The organism is Staphylococcus caeli, from assembly GCF_900097965.1.
Classification (GTDB): domain Bacteria; phylum Bacillota; class Bacilli; order Staphylococcales; family Staphylococcaceae; genus Staphylococcus; species Staphylococcus caeli.
Genome location: NZ_FMPG01000002.1, coordinates 1 through 17538 on the forward strand (window position 1 = coordinate 1; position 17538 = coordinate 17538).

The 17538-nt window shown below is 35.9% G+C and carries 16 protein-coding genes and 1 pseudogene; 16 read left to right on the forward strand and 1 reads right to left on the reverse strand.

Translation table 11 applies throughout. The annotated features are described in order from the left end of the window. The 3 genes from BJS11_RS02995 to BJS11_RS13520 form a co-directional block, all read left to right on the forward strand. Positions 1 to 401: glutamate synthase-related protein (locus BJS11_RS02995; RefSeq protein WP_245167056.1), on the forward strand; the 401-nt coding region annotated here is incomplete at its 5' end. A 151-nt stretch (positions 402 to 552) separates the two neighbouring features. Further along, complete coding sequence (locus BJS11_RS03000) at positions 553 to 1629, forward strand: M42 family metallopeptidase (RefSeq protein WP_069994450.1); 1077 nt, start codon at positions 553 to 555, stop codon at positions 1627 to 1629. Positions 1630 to 1792: 163 nt separating this feature from the next. Beyond that, complete coding sequence (locus tag BJS11_RS13520) at positions 1793 to 2005, forward strand: hypothetical protein (RefSeq protein WP_142351550.1); 213 nt, start codon at positions 1793 to 1795, stop codon at positions 2003 to 2005. Between the two features lie 37 nt (positions 2006 to 2042). Here BJS11_RS13520 and BJS11_RS03005 read toward each other — a convergent pair. Then, positions 2043 to 2861, reverse strand: a pseudogene (locus BJS11_RS03005) (SDR family oxidoreductase). A 217-nt stretch (positions 2862 to 3078) separates the two neighbouring features. Between BJS11_RS03005 and BJS11_RS03010 the strand changes: the two are divergent. The 13 genes from BJS11_RS03010 to hisIE all read left to right on the forward strand — a co-directional run bounded on the left by BJS11_RS03010 (position 3079) and on the right by hisIE (position 17282). Next, the gene (locus tag BJS11_RS03010; protein ID WP_069994451.1) at positions 3079 to 4617 is read left to right on the forward strand and encodes an AbgT family transporter; all 1539 of its coding nucleotides are present in this window, start codon (positions 3079 to 3081) and stop codon (positions 4615 to 4617) included. Positions 4618 to 4836: 219 nt separating this feature from the next. Next, positions 4837 to 6369, forward strand: coding sequence for an exopolyphosphatase (ppx, locus tag BJS11_RS03015; RefSeq protein WP_069994452.1), 1533 nt, complete (start codon positions 4837 to 4839; stop codon positions 6367 to 6369). Positions 6370 to 6437: 68 nt separating this feature from the next. Further along, the gene (locus BJS11_RS03020; protein WP_069994453.1) at positions 6438 to 8597 is read left to right on the forward strand and encodes an RNA degradosome polyphosphate kinase; all 2160 of its coding nucleotides are present in this window, start codon (positions 6438 to 6440) and stop codon (positions 8595 to 8597) included. A gap of 247 nt (positions 8598 to 8844) precedes the next feature. After that, positions 8845 to 10146, forward strand: a complete 1302-nt coding sequence (dsdA, locus tag BJS11_RS03025) for a D-serine ammonia-lyase (protein WP_069994454.1) — start codon at positions 8845 to 8847, stop codon at positions 10144 to 10146. 220 nt (positions 10147 to 10366) lie between these two features. Continuing rightward, the gene (locus BJS11_RS03030; RefSeq protein WP_069994455.1) at positions 10367 to 11182 is read left to right on the forward strand and encodes an ATP phosphoribosyltransferase regulatory subunit; all 816 of its coding nucleotides are present in this window, start codon (positions 10367 to 10369) and stop codon (positions 11180 to 11182) included. 18 nt (positions 11183 to 11200) lie between these two features. Then, a complete protein-coding gene (hisG, locus tag BJS11_RS03035) occupies positions 11201 to 11815 on the forward strand; it encodes an ATP phosphoribosyltransferase (protein ID WP_069994456.1) in 615 nt (204 codons plus the stop codon). Next, entirely contained in the window at positions 11808 to 13079 is a 1272-nt protein-coding gene (gene hisD, locus BJS11_RS03040) for a histidinol dehydrogenase (RefSeq protein WP_374699925.1), read from the forward strand. Before hisG ends, hisD begins: the two co-directional genes overlap by 8 nt. Further along, a complete protein-coding gene (locus BJS11_RS03045; RefSeq protein WP_069994458.1) occupies positions 13066 to 14070 on the forward strand; it encodes a pyridoxal phosphate-dependent aminotransferase in 1005 nt (334 codons plus the stop codon). Before hisD ends, BJS11_RS03045 begins: the two co-directional genes overlap by 14 nt. After that, positions 14048 to 14626 carry an imidazoleglycerol-phosphate dehydratase HisB gene (gene hisB, locus BJS11_RS03050; protein WP_069994459.1) on the forward strand — a complete coding sequence of 193 codons (579 nt, stop codon included), beginning with the start codon at positions 14048 to 14050 and terminating at the stop codon, positions 14624 to 14626. The genes BJS11_RS03045 and hisB overlap by 23 nt, the downstream gene beginning before the upstream one ends. Continuing rightward, positions 14623 to 15201, forward strand: a complete 579-nt coding sequence (gene hisH / locus BJS11_RS03055) for an imidazole glycerol phosphate synthase subunit HisH (RefSeq protein ID WP_069994460.1) — start codon at positions 14623 to 14625, stop codon at positions 15199 to 15201. Before hisB ends, hisH begins: the two co-directional genes overlap by 4 nt. Continuing rightward, a complete protein-coding gene (gene hisA / locus BJS11_RS03060; protein ID WP_069994461.1) occupies positions 15194 to 15898 on the forward strand; it encodes a 1-(5-phosphoribosyl)-5-((5-phosphoribosylamino)methylideneamino)imidazole-4-carboxamide isomerase in 705 nt (234 codons plus the stop codon). The genes hisH and hisA overlap by 8 nt, the downstream gene beginning before the upstream one ends. Beyond that, positions 15895 to 16653 (forward strand): imidazole glycerol phosphate synthase subunit HisF, encoded by a 759-nt coding sequence (gene hisF, locus BJS11_RS03065; RefSeq protein ID WP_069994462.1) that lies wholly within the window; start codon positions 15895 to 15897, stop codon positions 16651 to 16653. The genes hisA and hisF overlap by 4 nt, the downstream gene beginning before the upstream one ends. After that, positions 16650 to 17282, forward strand: coding sequence for a bifunctional phosphoribosyl-AMP cyclohydrolase/phosphoribosyl-ATP diphosphatase HisIE (hisIE, locus tag BJS11_RS03070; protein ID WP_069994463.1), 633 nt, complete (start codon positions 16650 to 16652; stop codon positions 17280 to 17282). Before hisF ends, hisIE begins: the two co-directional genes overlap by 4 nt. Positions 17283 to 17538 lie beyond the last annotated feature (256 nt).

The window sequence follows — 17538 nt, forward strand, 5'->3', positions numbered from 1 at the left end:
ACGGCATACGAGATCGTATTAAAATCTTTGCTTCTGGCAAACTTATCACACCAGATAAGATTGCCATAGCGCTTGGACTTGGAGCTGATTTAGTCAATATTGCACGCGGGATGATGATTAGCGTAGGTTGTATTATGAGCCAACAATGTCATATGAATACTTGTCCTGTTGGTGTGGCAACAACAGATCCTAAACGTGAAAAAGGATTAATCATTGATGAGAAAAAATATCGTGTCACGAACTTTGTAACAAGTTTACATGAAGGTCTCTATAACATAGCAGCTGCCGTTGGTGTAGCATCTCCTACCCAAATTACAAAAGATCATATAATTATTAAAAATAAAGATGGTGGCATACAGTCCATTCAAGACTATAAATTGAAATTACTGACACATCAATAAACACAACGTTCCATTTTTTAAGTGAATTGGAACTAAATTGTTCACTTTATCGTTCCGTTTATTTTCCCTGAGATTATTCAATCAAAAAACTATTATATTCAAGATGAAATGGTAAAATAAACTTAATTATATGAATTTGGGAGGACTGTTTATGAACAACTCTGTAAAATTATTAAAATCATTAACTGACGTGGATGGCATTGCAGGTCACGAAATGGCAGTTAAATCATTAATGCGTGACTATTTGACACCGATTAGCGATGAAATTATCGAGGACAACCTAGGTGGTATTTTTGGCAAAAAATCTGCAAACAATAGTCGGAATACCTTAATGATTGCGGGTCACCTAGACGAAATTGGCTTTATCGTCACTAAAATTGATCAAGATGGCTTCTTGAAATTCACGCCAATAGGTGGCTGGTGGAATCAGGTCATGTTATCTCAAAAAGTCACAATTACGACAGATGATGGCAAGAAAATCCGTGGTCTTATCGGTTCAAAACCACCACATGTACTCTCTCCAGAAGAGCGTAAAAAAACAATCGATATTAAAGAAATGTTCATCGATATCGGTGTCAAAAGTAAAAAAGAAGCTGAACAATTCGGTATTGAAATAGGTAATATGATTACACCTTACAGTGAATTTGAATTACTTGCGAACCAAAAATATTTAACAGCTAAAGCCTTCGATAATCGTTATGGTTGTGCGCTTGCTGTAGACGTTCTGCAAAATTTAAAAGACGAAGCTATTGATGTTAACGTAGTTTCTGGTGCAAATGTTCAAGAAGAAGTAGGTTTACGTGGTGCTAAGGTTGCAGCTAATAAGATTAAACCAGACTTAGCGATTGCTGTCGATGTTGCAATTGCATACGATACACCTGGTATGTCTGGACAAGTGAGTGATACTGCGATTGGTAATGGGCCTGTCGTAATTATTATGGATGCATCAAATATTGGACATGTTGGCTTCACTAAACATATTAAAGCCGTTGCCCAAAAACATAATATTCCCATTCAATTAGATACAACTGCGGGTGGCGGTACTGATGCTGGTAGCATTCATGTTGCAAACGAAGGTACACCTACCGTTTCTATAGGTGTGGCATTACGTTATATGCATTCTAATGTATCTGTGTTACATACAGATGATTATAAACATTCCGTAGCTCTAGTCACTGAAATTGTAAAATCATTAACTGACGAAGTCGTTGATCAAATCATTTGGTAAGTCATTTTTAAAAATCGTTTTACACAAATAAAAAACGCTCTATTTAGCTAGCATCAATGCACGAGCTATCATAGGGCGTTTTAATTTATCTAAATCTAATTGAATAAGGTTAACGAATACAGTAAAACTGTATATAAACAATACATTATGAAAGGCACTTCTAATGGATACTATCAATCAAATCACAGCACATCCATGGTTTTTTATCATGATACAATTCTTTATTTACCTTGCAGTAAGTTTTATTATATTCGGCATTTGCGTTTTTGTAGCCTTACAAAATACTTCTTTTATGGAAAAAATCATTACAACCCTCATATTATCAGTCGTTACTTCAGGCTTACTATCGCTCATCATAGCTTCAATCGTGTTATAACATTGACTTAAATAAACGACATTTTTTGTACATATGCTTATTTAGTTGAATGCTTCCAACTGTCATCACCGAGCATTTCTCCTGGCCATGTATAAGCCATCACACCACCATCGATAGTTATCGATTCACCTGTGATAAATGAACTATCATCAGATGCTAGAAATGCGACGAGCTTACCTACTTCTTCAGGTGTGCCTAATCTGCCAAGCGGAGTTACCCATTTTTGATTATCTCTAAATGCTTTGCCTGAAGCATCATCAGCTGTACCAGTTAATTTATCGACTAAAGGCGTTTCAATCGTCCCAGGTGAAATCGCATTTGCTCGAATATTTTCTCGGCCATATTCAATTGCTGTTGAGCGTGTGAAATTGATGACGCCTCCTTTTGCTGCATTATAACCAGATCGATTCAAGTCTGCAGCCAATCCGGAAAATGAAGCTGTATTGATAATCGAACCGCCCGCATCCATCATAAGAGGTAACATGAACTTCGTCATCAAAAATGTCCCTCTTAAATCGACGCCTATAATTTTATCGAAGACATCTACTGGATATTCATGTATGCGCCCCGCTGCATTATCGACGCCTGCATTATTGAAAAGTACGTCTACTTGCCCGTATTTATCTTTCACCTCTTCGGCAAAGCGTTCTACAGCGTGTGCATCGGAAATATCAACAATATATGCAGACGCTTTATTACCGGCATCATTAATGTCCTTAACTGTATTATGTACTTTATCAGAAATGTCGATAGCTAATACGTGAGCCCCTTCGTCCGCTAATACTCTAGCTCAAGCTGCACCAATTCCCGTACTCGCACCTGTTAATACCGCTATTTTTTGATTTAGTCTTCCCATTTTCATTCACATCTCCCTTGAAAGATTTGACTATCTTTATTATTTGCTACGCACTATATCCATTCCTTTTTTAACATTTATCGAAACTTATCATTCATTTGATTTCCTAATCATTAACATGCTGATATGCAATTATATAAATATTTTTCAGAATATTTGTTCTATTCAAAAGATAAATTTGTTATACTTTCGATAACTTAATTGGGAGGTTGCAATGATGACTACAAATACAAATGAAAAACCAACGCTCGTAAATAGGTTTCTGAATACAGTTGAAAAAGTCGGTAATAAATTACCTGATCCAAGCATTCTCTTTTTCTTAATGTGCTTAGGGCTTGCCATTTTGACATGGATTATCTCACTATTTCATGTCACTGTTAAGCATCCAGGTACTGGTGACATCATTGCAATAAAGAGTATTTTAAGTAAAGACGGTTTCATGATGATACTCAATGATGCAGTTAAGAATTTTTCAGAATTCCCTGCCTTGGGACTGGTACTAGCTGTCATGCTCGGTGTGGGTGTAGCAGAAAAAACAGGGTATTTTGATAAATTAATGATACAAGTCGTGCAAAAAGCACCACAAAAAATCATCGTACCTGTAATCATACTCATTGGCATTATCGGAAATGCGGCTGGGGATGCCGCACCTATCGTATTGCCACCACTAACAGCAATGGTATTTATCAAATTAGGCTACCACCCTATCGCTGGATTAGCTATGGCTTATGCCTCTGCTTTAGGTGGTTTTTCCGCAAATATCATGATTGGCATGTCGGATGCACTACTCTATGCTTTTACTGAACCAGCTGCCAAAATTGTGTCCGATACGACACACGTCAATGTAGCAATGAATTGGTACTTTGTAGCAGCAAGTGTCGTAGTTCTATTGCCAGCAGTTTATTGGGTCACTATGAAATTTGTTATTCCTAGGTTAGGTACCTATGATGATTCTAATTCTGATATCCAAGCGAATGATACAGATTCCAAACTCACTCCACAAGAAAATCGTGCTGTTTTTTGGGCAAATATTAGTTTCTTTATCATGCTATTACTGCTAATTGTTTTAGCTATTCCGCAAAATAGTTTCTTGAGGAATGCCAAAACAGGTAGTCTGCTTAATGATGCACCGATTATCAATGGTGTAGGTCTAATTATTCTCGTGCTATTTTTGGTACCTGGACTTGTATATGGCATCATGATGAAAGAATTTAAAGATTCTAAGGATTTAGGGAAAATGTTAGCCGATTCTATGGCTTCAATGGGTTCATTCATTGTCATCGTTTTCTTCGCCGCCCAACTATTAGCATTTTTAGAATGGAGTAATTTAGGTGTTATCGTTGCAGTTAAAGGTGCTGCCTTGTTACAGGGACAAAATGGAGTTGTACTTATATTAGGCATTATACTGTTAAGTGCTTGTATTAACTTACTAATCGGCAGTGCATCCGCAAAATGGGGTATATTGGCACCAATATTTATCCCTATGCTCATGCTTGTTGGTTTCCACCCAGCCTTTACACAAATGCTCTACAGAATAGGTGATTCCATAAGTAATCCAATTACACCTATGATGCCTTATTTACCATTGTTATTATCTTATGCACAAAAATACGATAAAGATATGAAACTAGGTTCATTACTTTCAAGTTTAATGCCTTATACAATTATTTTGAGTATTGCTTGGCCATTATTCATGATTGTCTGGTATCTACTTGGATGGCCACTTGGACCTGGTGGGCCTTTACACATAAAATAATTTATCAATATTTAAAGATAGACACACAATCACGTTCATCACTGTTGTGTTTATCTTTTTTTGATTAAAAAGGAAACATGTTTAGAGTTATTTTTAATTTGTATTGAGCAAAACGAAAATTTTAACCACAAATTAATGTAATTATTGTAATATAAGGATAAGAAACGGGTAAATAAAACAAGTAAAGTTTAAAAACCTCATTTTACATAGGAGGCAGAAATGGAACGTATAGGATTAATAGACATTGGCTCGAACACAATTAGGTTAGTTATTTTTGAATTCGATAAAAAGACTGGATTAAATGAATTATTAAATATTAAAACACCAGCAAGATTAAGCCAATATTTAACAGATGATTTAGCAATGAATAACGACGGTATTGAATTACTTACACAAACATTACAAAGCTTTAAAACAGTTGCTGATAAATTTGAAGTAGATGAGCTACATCCTGTGGCAACAGCAGCTATAAGACAATCCACGAATAGAACTAAAATCATTGAAAAAATCAAAAAAGATTTGGATATCAAAATCAAACTTATTCCTGAAGAGGAAGAAGCATTTTATGGTTTTTATGCAATTACACATACTACAGACATTCAAGACGGTATCTCCGTTGATATCGGTGGCGGTTCTACAGAAGTCACACTTTTTAAAAATAAAAAATTAAAAGCAGCGCATAGTTTCCCATTTGGTGTTGTTACATTACAACGTAAATTCTTCGACAATAAAGATCACAATGATAAATCTGCTATAAAAGATATGGAAAAATTTTTATCTAAACAATTTGATCAGTTATCATGGTTGAAAAATCAAAAAGTTGCACTTGTTGGAATAGGCGGTTCCGCACGTAATGTTGCGCGTATACACCAATCAGAGCATTCTTACCCTATCGGTGGTGTACATAACTATACGATGACTGAGGATAATATTGAAGAAGTTTATTCAATTCTGAAGAAAAGCTCTCGAGATGATCTTAAAGATATTGATGGTTTGAGTAGAGATCGTATTGATATCATTCTTCCAGCCGTGGCCGTCTTCAATTCCCTATTTGATAAAATAGATGCCACACAATTTACATTTTCCCGCAAAGGTTTACGTGAAGGTTATGTCATGAATACTATTAGCGAGCGTCATCCGTCAGAATTCAAAAAAGAAAACATTCGCAAAGATGCTTTGTATCATTTAGCAAACGAATATGGAATTGAAGCATCTAGTGCTGAACAACGTGTCAAATTAGCACAATCATTATTAGATCAACTGATTGATTTAGACAAAATTGAACTTTCTGAAAAAGAGCAAACACTTTTCGCTGAGGGGGCCTATTTGTACTATCTAGGTAGATTCATAGATGCTGATTCTAGTTCACCACATACGTATTACATCATCGCAAATTCAATGATTGATGGATTTAAACATGAAGATCGTGTCAAATTAGCACTGCTTGCAAGTTTTAAAAACAAGTCACTGTTGAAATTCTTTAGCCGAGAAACAAAGTGGCTTAAAGATAAAGAATTAGACAACATACAACATCTTGGCGGTATCATTAAATTTGTCAATGCGCTCAACATTTCTCATACAAGTGCAGTTGAACGCGTGCAATTAGAAGAAGATGAGGACAACGACAAATATCGTTTAAATGTTTACTATAATGGTGCCCCTATTGCCGAAGAATACCAAGCACATCGCCAGAAAAAACACATAGAGAAAATCTTAAAAGAGGATCTTTCCATTATCTTTACAAAATCTTAAAATACATATGTTAAGTTATTGTGTAGGAACATATGTATTTTAGACTACAACGAGGTGTATTAAGGATTATGCATAGAAATTTGGGAGATAGAGACTTGAACTTACCACAATATTATAATAATAGAGAGCTTAGTTGGTTAGATTTTAACTATCGTGTATTACAAGAAGCACAAGATAAAAATAACCCGTTGTTAGAACAACTGAACTTTATCTCTATATTCAGCTCGAATTTAGATGAATTCTTTATGGTGCGCGTAGCTGGCTTACAAGACCAAGTTAAAATGGGTTATGATAAACCAGAGAACAAAGCACAGTTAACACCAAAACAACAACTGGATCAAATTAAAATTAAAAACAAAGAAAACGTTGATTTGCAATATAAACGTTACAACGAATTAGTGAAAGAGTTGCGTCAATACCAAGTAGAAATTGTGCGTCCTGACGAATTACCAGAAACGCTATTGCAAGATTTAGAAACTGAATTCAAGATTGGGATTTTGCCAACTTTGACGCCTTTAGGCATTGATGCGTACCATCCATTTCCAAAATTAAATAATAAGAGTTTAAATATTTTTGTAGATATTGATACAAGAGATGACATTAATTCAGCGATTGTACAAATCCCTTCACTCATTCCTCGCTTCTATTCATTCAATAAAGGCGATAAACAATATATTGTAATGGTCGAGGATATCATCACGCACTTTATCAATGACTTATTTACTGGTTTTAAAGTATTAAATACTTTTACTTTCAGAATCACACGTAATGCAGATTTAAGTATTCATGAAGATGGCGCAGAAGATTTATTAATTGAAATTGAACGCTTCTTGAAAGAAAGAAAACGTGGTACTGCCGTACGTTTGGAGATAGATGGTAGACAAGCGGCAAATGAAGACATTTTGTGGATAATGAATCAATTAGATGTACATGATAATGACGTTTATTTTGTAGATGGCCCATTAGATTTAACGCTGTTATTTGAATTAGTTGATTATTTATCTAATAAACTGAAGCATCTTAAATATAATAAATATGTGCCACAAATCCCGCAATCATTAGGCACAAATAATATCTTTGATTTATCATTAAAAAGAGATATTTTCTTCCATCACCCATATGAAACATTTGAACCTATTGTAGATTTCATTCGTGAAGCTGCAGAAGATCCAAATACAATTGCTATTAAACAAACGCTTTACCGTGTTAGTAAGGATTCACCTATTATTAATAGTTTAAAATATGCTGCCGAAAATGGTAAACAAGTGACGGTACTTGTCGAACTGAAAGCACGTTTTGACGAAGAAAATAACGTACATTGGGCAAGAATGTTAGAGGATGCAGGTTGTCATGTAATTTACGGTATGACTCACTTGAAAACACATAGTAAAATTGCGTTAGTGGTTAAACGTATCAATAATAGTTTAACGTCATTCGTCCATTTAGGTACAGGTAATTACAATGATAAAACTGCAAATATTTATACTGATATGGGGATTATCACAACAAATAAAGAAATTGCAGAAGATGCCATCAATTTCTTTAATTACTTAAGTGGTTACTCACTTAAACCTCAGTATAATAAACTGATTGTGGCACCTTTCGATATCCGTGATGTATTCTTAGCTCGTATAGACACTGAAATCCAATCTCATCGTGAACATGGTAACGGAAAAATCATCATGAAAATGAATTCCTTAACCGATAAAGATATCATTCTTAAATTATTTGAAGCATCATGTGCTGGTGTTAAAGTACAATTAATTATTCGTGGTATTTGCTGTCTGAAACCAGGCATTCCTGGTATAAGTGAAAATATCGAAGTGGTTAGTATTGTTGGTAGATTTTTAGAACATTCACGTATTTATTATTTCCATAATAATGGTGAAGATATGATTTACCTATCCTCTGCCGATGCAATGACACGTAATATGATTAAACGTGTCGAAATCTTATTCCCAGTTGAAGACAGAACAATTGCTCAACGTTTATTGGAATATATGAACCTGCAACTTTCAGATAATCAAAAAGGACGTTATCAAGACCAACGTGGGTACTATCATTACATCGAAAATAACTTATCGCCACTTAATTCACAAGCTTATCTTATGAAAGAAGCAATGGATTATGGTCAACGTATCAAAGAAGAAAATGCACGTCCACAAGTGATGTCTGTAAATGAACGTAAAGGTTGGTTTACAAAATTTAGAAATCAATTCAAAAAATAATTTCAAAACCTACAATACACGTGCCTATATACGTGAATGTAGGTTTTTTTATTCTCTTATTTATGAAAATATCTTAAATTACTACTTACTGAGATGCCTCGCTACCTATATAACCTCTTCTCAATAAAAATAATACCTTCTTTCTCACTGCACATTTCGTTAATAATATCACTATTCTAACAAAGCGAATGCTCTACTATTTTTGCTATAATAAATGTATATATCGTGCTAAACAGGAGGAATTACTATGAAATCATTAGCATCACTTATACAATCATTCCCCTTAATCAGTGAATTACAGCTTTATCGTCCTGTATTTTGGGAAAATCCTCATTTTCATCATGAAGCATCGTTACCTTTCTCTATGGAAGATATCAAAGATGCCTCACGACGCCTTGAACGATTCAGTAGTTATATTCGTAAAGTATTTCCAGAAACTGAAAAAAATCAGGGTATTATTGAATCACCATTAAAACATATTCCTTTTATGCAAAATGAACTTTCACGCATTAATCAAATCGATACCATAGGTACACTATGGTTAAAATGTGATAGCCACCTTGCAATATCTGGATCAATCAAAGCTCGTGGAGGGATTTATGAAGTACTAAAACTCGCTGAGACGATTGCCTTACAAGAAGGTAATTTAAAAATGACTGATGATTATAGCGTGCTTGCCGAGCCTGAATATCAAAGACTGTTTAGTAAATACACTGTAGCAGTAGGTTCAACAGGTAACCTTGGCCTAAGTATTGGAATCATGAGTGCTAAATTAGGTTTTAGCGTTACTGTCCACATGTCTAGTGACGCACGCAAATGGAAAAAAGATCTATTACGTGCCCGTGGTGTAGAAGTCATTGAACATCAATCAGATTATCAATTTGCCGTTTCTGAGGGAAGAAAGTCAGCTGAAAATGACCCTATGTGTCACTTTGTAGACGATGAAGGATCTAAAGATTTATTCTTAGGATATACTGTGGCAGCATTGAGATTAAAACAACAATTCAGTGAACACAATATTCAAGTCAGTGCTGATCATCCACTCTTTGTATACCTTCCTTGTGGTGTAGGTGGCGGCCCAGGCGGTGTGGCGTTTGGTTTGAAACAAGTCTTTGGTGAACATGTATATTGTATTTTCACTGAACCTACACACGCCCCTTGTATGTTACTTGGAATGATGACGCAACTTCATGATCAAATTTCAGTCAATGACATTGGTATCGATGGACGAACTGATGCAGATGGGCTCGCAGTTTCTCGTCCCTCTCGTTTAGTTGGACAAATTATGGATTCATTATTATTTGGCGCACAAACTGTATCAGACAATCAAATGTACCGCTACCTCTATTTACTAAGTCAAAAGGAACGAATTTTCATTGAACCTTCTGCTGCTTCAGGTTTCGCTGGCATTAAAGCTGCCTCTAATTTAGCTAAACAAAAAGGTATTGCACTTAATAACGCAAACCATATCGTTTGGGCAACCGGTGGTAACATGGTTCCAAAAGATGAAATGTTAAAATATGTAGCACATGGTAAAGATTTAATTTAATCATTATTTTAATAACAAAGTTCATTCTAGTTAAAGCGATTGAATTTTATGACGTGGTATAAAATCTTGTCTTGGATTAAGCATTTTATACTACGTTTTTTTAACTTTATTTTTTTCAGAATATTTGTTGAATTCTAAAAATATCTATGTTACAGTATGTTTTATCAATTCGCTTTAACTTGGTAGAGAAACAAAGTGAAGGTAAAGGATGGTTATATTTATGAACACAAGCGAACTCATCAATAATAAAGAATTAGAATTGGCATTCTTGAAACATTTTCAACATGCGCATTTTAAGCTCGTTGATTTTGATTTTATTGAAGCTTTATCATGGCAGTCATTAACGCAAGATGATCTACAGCAAATGACTGAGCGTAGCTTTTGGCAACATGACCATCAAATCTTTGCTTTGCGTAATGATTTTACCGATCAACTCTTACGATATTACAGTAATTATCCAACAGAATATGAGAACGTTGCTTATGCCGGACCAATTGTACGTAACAATGAAATTTATACACAACTTGGTATAGAACACTACAACCCTACGATTACAGATATGCAGGAAGATTTTTCTAGCTTTTATTCATTTATCCAAACATATCTTGAAGATGATATAGATTTTGTCATCTTAGGTCATTACCAGTTGATTGATTTATTACTTGCACCTCAAGAACAAACAAATGGCAATTTAAAGTTAATACAAGAACGCAATATTTCAGAACTTACAACATCATTAGGCGTTGCACATCCTGTTGTCCAATTGCTAACGACAAAGACAACTGAACAATTAAATGTATTAAGCCAGTTATTTTCTCAAGAGCATCGCGCGATACAATCTTTACGTCGATGGGAACAATGGTTTAAATCACTAAACATTACAGACATCCACTTAGATATTACACCTCAAGCCCCTCGTTCATATTACAAAGGTGCTTTCATGAAATGTCATCTTAAAAAAAATAAAACACAACAATTAACTGGTGGTTTTTATAAGGGAGAACTTGAAGGATTCGGCCTCGGATTTATTCTATAAGTTAAAGGAGTTAACATCATGCTTACAGTAGCACTAGCCAAAGGAAGGTTATTAAAAAGCTTTATTTCTTATTTGAAGCAAGTTGATGCACAACAACTCGCGGTTGCATTAGAAAATAGAGAACGACAACTACTCATAACGGTTGATCAAATACAATTTATCTTAGTCAAAGGGAGTGACGTGCCAATTTATGTCGAACAAGGCGTTGCAGACGTTGGCATCGTTGGAAGTGACATATTAGAAGAAGGTCATTATGCAATCAATAATTTACTTAACCTCCCTTTTGGAGACTGTCATTTTGCCTTAGCGTCAAAACCAGAAACCACAACCTATCATAAAATCGCGACTTCTTATATCGAAACCGCGCGTACCTATTTTGAGTCTCAAGGTTTAGATGTAGAGTTTGTAAAATTATCCGGTTCTATAGAATTAGCCTGCCTTGTTGATATGGTCGATGGGATTGTAGATATTGTCCAAACTGGCACCACGTTAAAATCTAATGGCCTAGTTGAAAAAGATAAAATTAAACACATTAATGCCAAACTCATAACAAACAAACAGTCATATTTCAAAAAATCCATTGAAATTGATAACTTCATTCAATCATTGGAGGTGTCAGTTCTTGATATATAATAAAACAAATTTTTTAAGCAAGGGATTCAAACAGTCATCTTTAAACGAAGATTTATACCCAATTGTCAAGGAGATTTGTGACAATGTAAAACGTCTTGGAGACGAAGCACTCATTTCGTATAATCAGACATTTGATCACGTCGAAACTGCACATTTAGAAATTAATGATACTGCTTTACAAGACGCCTATCATCGTCTTGATGAAGATTTACGTCAGGCATTACACCAGAGCCATGACCGAATTACTGCGTACCAACAAAGCATTAAACAATCCGATCGCCAAGGAACTTCAGACTGCTATGAAATGTATCACCCATTAGAAAGTGTTGGTGTCTATGTACCAGGTGGCAAAGCTAGTTATCCTTCAACTGTGTTAATGACAGTAACTCTAGCAAAAGTTGCTGGCGTCAAGCATATTTATGTTGTCACACCACCACAACAACAAGGATTGCCAGATGTTGTATTAGCAGCATGCTATATCACAGGTGTTGATCGTGTATTCCAAGTCGGCGGTGCACAAAGTATAGCAGCACTCGCTTACGGTACAGAAACCATCCCCAAAGTAGACAAAATCGTTGGTCCCGGTAATCAATATGTCGCTTATGCTAAAAAATATCTTTTCGGTCAAGTGGGTATTGATCAAATCGCAGGTCCAAGTGAAATCGCACTTATTATTGATGAAACAGCTGACTTAGATGCCATTGTCTATGATGTATTTGCACAGGCAGAACATGATGAACTTGCTCGTACTTTTGTCATAAGCGAAAATTACGCTTGTTTACAACAACTAGAACACAAAATACAACAAACACTTTCAACGATTGAACGTCAGCCTATTGTTGAAGCTAGTTTAGCCAACCACCATTTTCTAATTCATTCATCTAACTTTAATGAATCTTGTGATTTAATGAATACTATAGCACCAGAACATGCATCTATTCAAACAGCTTGTCCACACGATTATTTAAATCATGTACGTTATGTTGGCGCATTATTTTTAGGACACTATTCACCAGAAGTCATAGGTGATTATGTTGCTGGTCCAAGCCATGTCTTGCCGACAAATCAAACAGCAAGATTCACAAATGGTTTATCCGTAAATGACTTTTTAACACGTCATTCCGTTATTAATTTATCTCAAGATACTTTTTCCGAAATTGAAGGTACTGCACGTCAAATCGCACATGTGGAACAACTATTCAACCATGAATATTCTATTAAAATTAGAACGACAAAGGAGCACAACAACAATGATAAGAATTAACAAAAATGAAAGTCCTTTACGTCCATTATCTGAAACACAATTATCATCATTAATTCAAAATGCAGCATTTAATTTCTACCCAGATGATGAATATGAACGCTTTAAACATGCCTATGCACATTTTTATAATATTGAAGCCGATCAAGTCATCGCTGGCAATGGTTCAGATGAACTTATTCAGAAGCTCATGCTCATCATGCCAGATGGTCCAGCATTGACGCTTAACCCCGACTTCTTTATGTACCAAGCCTATGCACAACAAGTACATCGTCCAATAGAATTTGTAGATGCAGAACCTGACTTAACTTTTAAACTTGAACGCATTATACAACGTATCGATGAAGTACAACCGTCATTCTTTATTATGAGTAATCCACACAATCCTTCCGGCAAGCAGTATAGCATGGATTATTTAAACGCCATTGCAGACAAGATGGCTGAAATTGGTGGCTACTTCATTATTGATGAAGCTTATTTAGACTTTGGAGAAGCCTATACATTTAAGATGCAATCACATGTCATCCAAATGCGTACACTTTCTAAAGCCTTTGGTATCGCTGGTTTAAGATTAGGTGTACTCATTGGAACTACTGAAACCATACAATATATACAAAGTATCGAACATCCCTATCCTTTAAATACCTTGACATTGCACATCGCACTATACATGTTTGAGCATGTATCAATGACACAAGATTTTATAGATCATCAAAGAGCATTAGCCAATCGATTGAAGCAAATTTTTAATGACCAAGTTTCAGACGTAATGACCGTCTTCCCGTCATCTACAAATTTTGTACTCACGAAAGGTAAAGCCGCTCAAAGTTTAGGTGCGTATATTAAAGACAATGGTTTTCTACCTCGTGTGTATGATGAACCTGAAATGAATGACTATGTACGTTATTCCATAGCAACTGATGTGCAACTTGATCAACTTGAAACAATCATTAAATCATGGAGGTCTCAATATGATGTATCAAAAAACACGTAACACAACCGAAACGCAACTATTTATTACACTAGCGGATGACAATCGTCCAAGTGACATTCACACGGGTGTGGGTTTTCTAGATCATATGCTAACGCTTTTCTCCTTTCACAGTGGCCTCTCTATTTCTATCGATGCCAACGGAGATACACAAGTAGATGACCATCATGTCACTGAAGATATAGGCATTGTTTTAGGACAACTTTTATTAGAAATGGTTAAGGAACGCCAAACATTTCAACGTTATGGTGTAAGTTATATTCCTATGGACGAAACTCTCACACGGACAGTGGTCGATATCAGTGGCAGACCTTACCTGTTATTTAATGCTCATTTAAGTCGTGAAAAAGTAGGCTCTTTTGATACAGAATTAGTCGAAGAATTCTTCCGTGCACTTGTCATCAACGCTCGATTGACAACACATATCGATTTAATACGTGGCGGCAATACCCATCATGAAATCGAAAGTATCTTCAAATCGTTTGCACGTGCGTTGAAAGTTGCCTTAGCAGAAAACGATATTAATCAAACGCCATCATCCAAGGGTGTGATTGAATGATTGCCATCATTGACTATGGTTTAGGCAATATTAAAAATGTACAACGTGCCGTGCAATATCTGGGTTATGAATCTAAGTTAACAGATAAACAAAGCGACATTGAACAGGCAGATATTATTATTTTACCTGGTGTTGGTCATTTCAAAGATGCTATGGAAGCCATTCAAACTCGTCATTTAGACATTATTTTACGAAACATAAAAGATAAACCTATCATTGGCATTTGTTTAGGTATGCAGCTCTTATACGATTGGAGTGCTGAAGGCAATGTTGAAGGGCTGAAACTTTTCCCAGGAAATATTGTCCCAATAACTACACCATACCCAGTGCCCCATTTAGGATGGAATAATCTTATTAGTGAAAATATATCGTTATCCCAAGACGTTTACTTCGTCCATTCTTATCAAGCTGAAATGTCAGAACATGTGATTGCTCATGCAACATACGGCACACAAATACCAGCAATTGTACAATATAAGCACTATATCGGTATACAGTTTCACCCTGAAAAAAGCGGTGACGACGGACTGGCAATACTCAATCAAGCACTGAAAGGTGGTTTCTCACATGATTAAATTATGGCCGGCAATTGATTTAATCAATGCTACCAGCGTACGACTTACAGAAGGCAAGTATGATTCAGAAGAAAAAATGGCGCGTAGTGCGGAAGAAAGCATTCAATTTTACAATCAATTTAATTGCGTAGATCGCATTCATATCGTTGATTTACTTGGTGCTAAAGAACAAGCATCTATCGAACGTGACTACATTGCAGCATTACGTAAACTGACAGATAAACCTATAGAAGTTGGTGGCGGAATTCGTAGTTTAGATACACTTGAAGCCTATTTCAAAGAAGGTATCGACTATTGCATTATTGGTACAAAAGGCATTCAAAATTTGGAATGGCTCGCTAGTATGGCACAGCAGTTTCCAAATCAAATATATCTTTCTATTGATGCCTATCACCGTGATATAAAAATAAACGGTTGGGAACAAGATGCGGCACTCGATTTATTCGAGTTAGTTAAACGTATCGAATCACTTCCTCTTGGTGGCATCATTTATACAGATATTGCTAAAGATGGTCGCCTGGAAGGTCCTAATTTTGATATTACAGGTCAATTGGTCCAAGCAACTGAAAAGCCTGTTATCGCATCTGGAGGCATTCGACATCAACAAGATTTATGTCAGTTGGAATTACTTGGCGTTGCAGCTGCTATAGTCGGCAAAGCAGCACATAACGAACACTTCTGGGAGGGATTGTCATGATTAAAAAGAGAATTATTCCTTGCTTAGATGTCAAAGATGGTCGTGTTGTCAAAGGTATTCAATTTAAAGGGCTACGTGATATCGGTAATCCTGTTGATTACGCGCTCTATTATAATGAACAAGGCGCGGACGAATTGGTCTTTTTAGATATTTCTCGAACGGAAGCTGGTCATGACCTTGTCCTCGATGTCATTGAGGAAACTGCTGAGAAACTCTTTATACCTTTAACAGTTGGTGGTGGTATCTCTTCCCTCGAGGATATTACACAACTTTTAAATCATGGTGCAGATAAAGTATCACTTAATTCTAGTGCACTGAATAATCCATCATTTATTAAAAGTGCCAGTGAAAAGTTTGGCAGCCAATGTATATGTATTGCAATTGATAGTCACTATGATAGTGAAATCGGCGATTATTTTTGCTATACCCATGGTGGCAAACAACGCACAGATAAACGCGTATACGATTGGGTTCAAGAAGTAGAAGCACTTGGTGCTGGTGAGCTATTAATTACAAGCATGACACATGATGGCATGAAGCAAGGTTTCGATGTGACACACTTACATGCCATTGAACAGCTGGTCAATATTCCAGTCATCGCATCTGGCGGTGGTGGTCAACCTACACACTTTGTAGAATTGTTCGAACAAACAAATGTTTCAGCAGGACTTGCTGCTAGTATATTGCACGATAAAGAGACGACTGTGAATGAAATTAAAGAGACTATGACACAAGGAGGTATTCCTGTAAGATGACTCTACAACAACCTGATTTCAGTAAAGGACTGATACCAGCAATATTACAAGATGTGCATACCAAAGACGTATTAATGTTAGGTTATATGAATGAAGCGGCATACCAAAAGACATTAGAAGATGGCATCGTATGCTTCTACTCACGGTCTAAAGAGCGACTATGGACAAAAGGTGAAACGTCTGGTCATACGCAAATCGTAAAAAATATACATTTAGATTGTGATCAAGACACCCTTCTCATTGACGTTGTCCCTAATGGACCAACTTGTCATACAGGTAGCCAGAGTTGTTTTAAGACAACGACGTCATTTCAAGTACAACAACTTTCAGAGACTGTAGCCACAAGTGCACATGCAAATAAAGATAATTCTTATACGCAGTACTTATTAAAAGAAGGATTAGAAAAAATCACCAAAAAATTGGGCGAAGAATCTTTTGAAGTCGTTATTGGTGCCATGAAAGGTGAACGTGAAGAAGTCACAAATGAAGCGGCAGATTTAATGTATCACCTATTTGTATTGTTCCATGTTTTAGAAATTGACTTCAAAGATGTAGAAGCGGTGTTGGGTGAACGTCACCAAACGTCGAATAATTTTAAAGGCGAGCGTGATGAAATAGATGAATGGTAGTACGGTATAGAAACATTATATTCAAGTTTCTTATAATACTAAATTGATATAAACTTTCAACAATTATTAAAAGGTCCAGAGCACATATCAAATTGTACTCTGGACCTTTTATATTACAACTTATGTTGCCAGTTGTTCATCTATCAGCGCTAATGCTAGTTTCAATGCTTGAATGCGATTTTGCAACAATGTAGTGCGACTTCGCGGATTGCCATTATCTTCCATCTTCTTTAACGCATTTTGACATTTTGTTAAC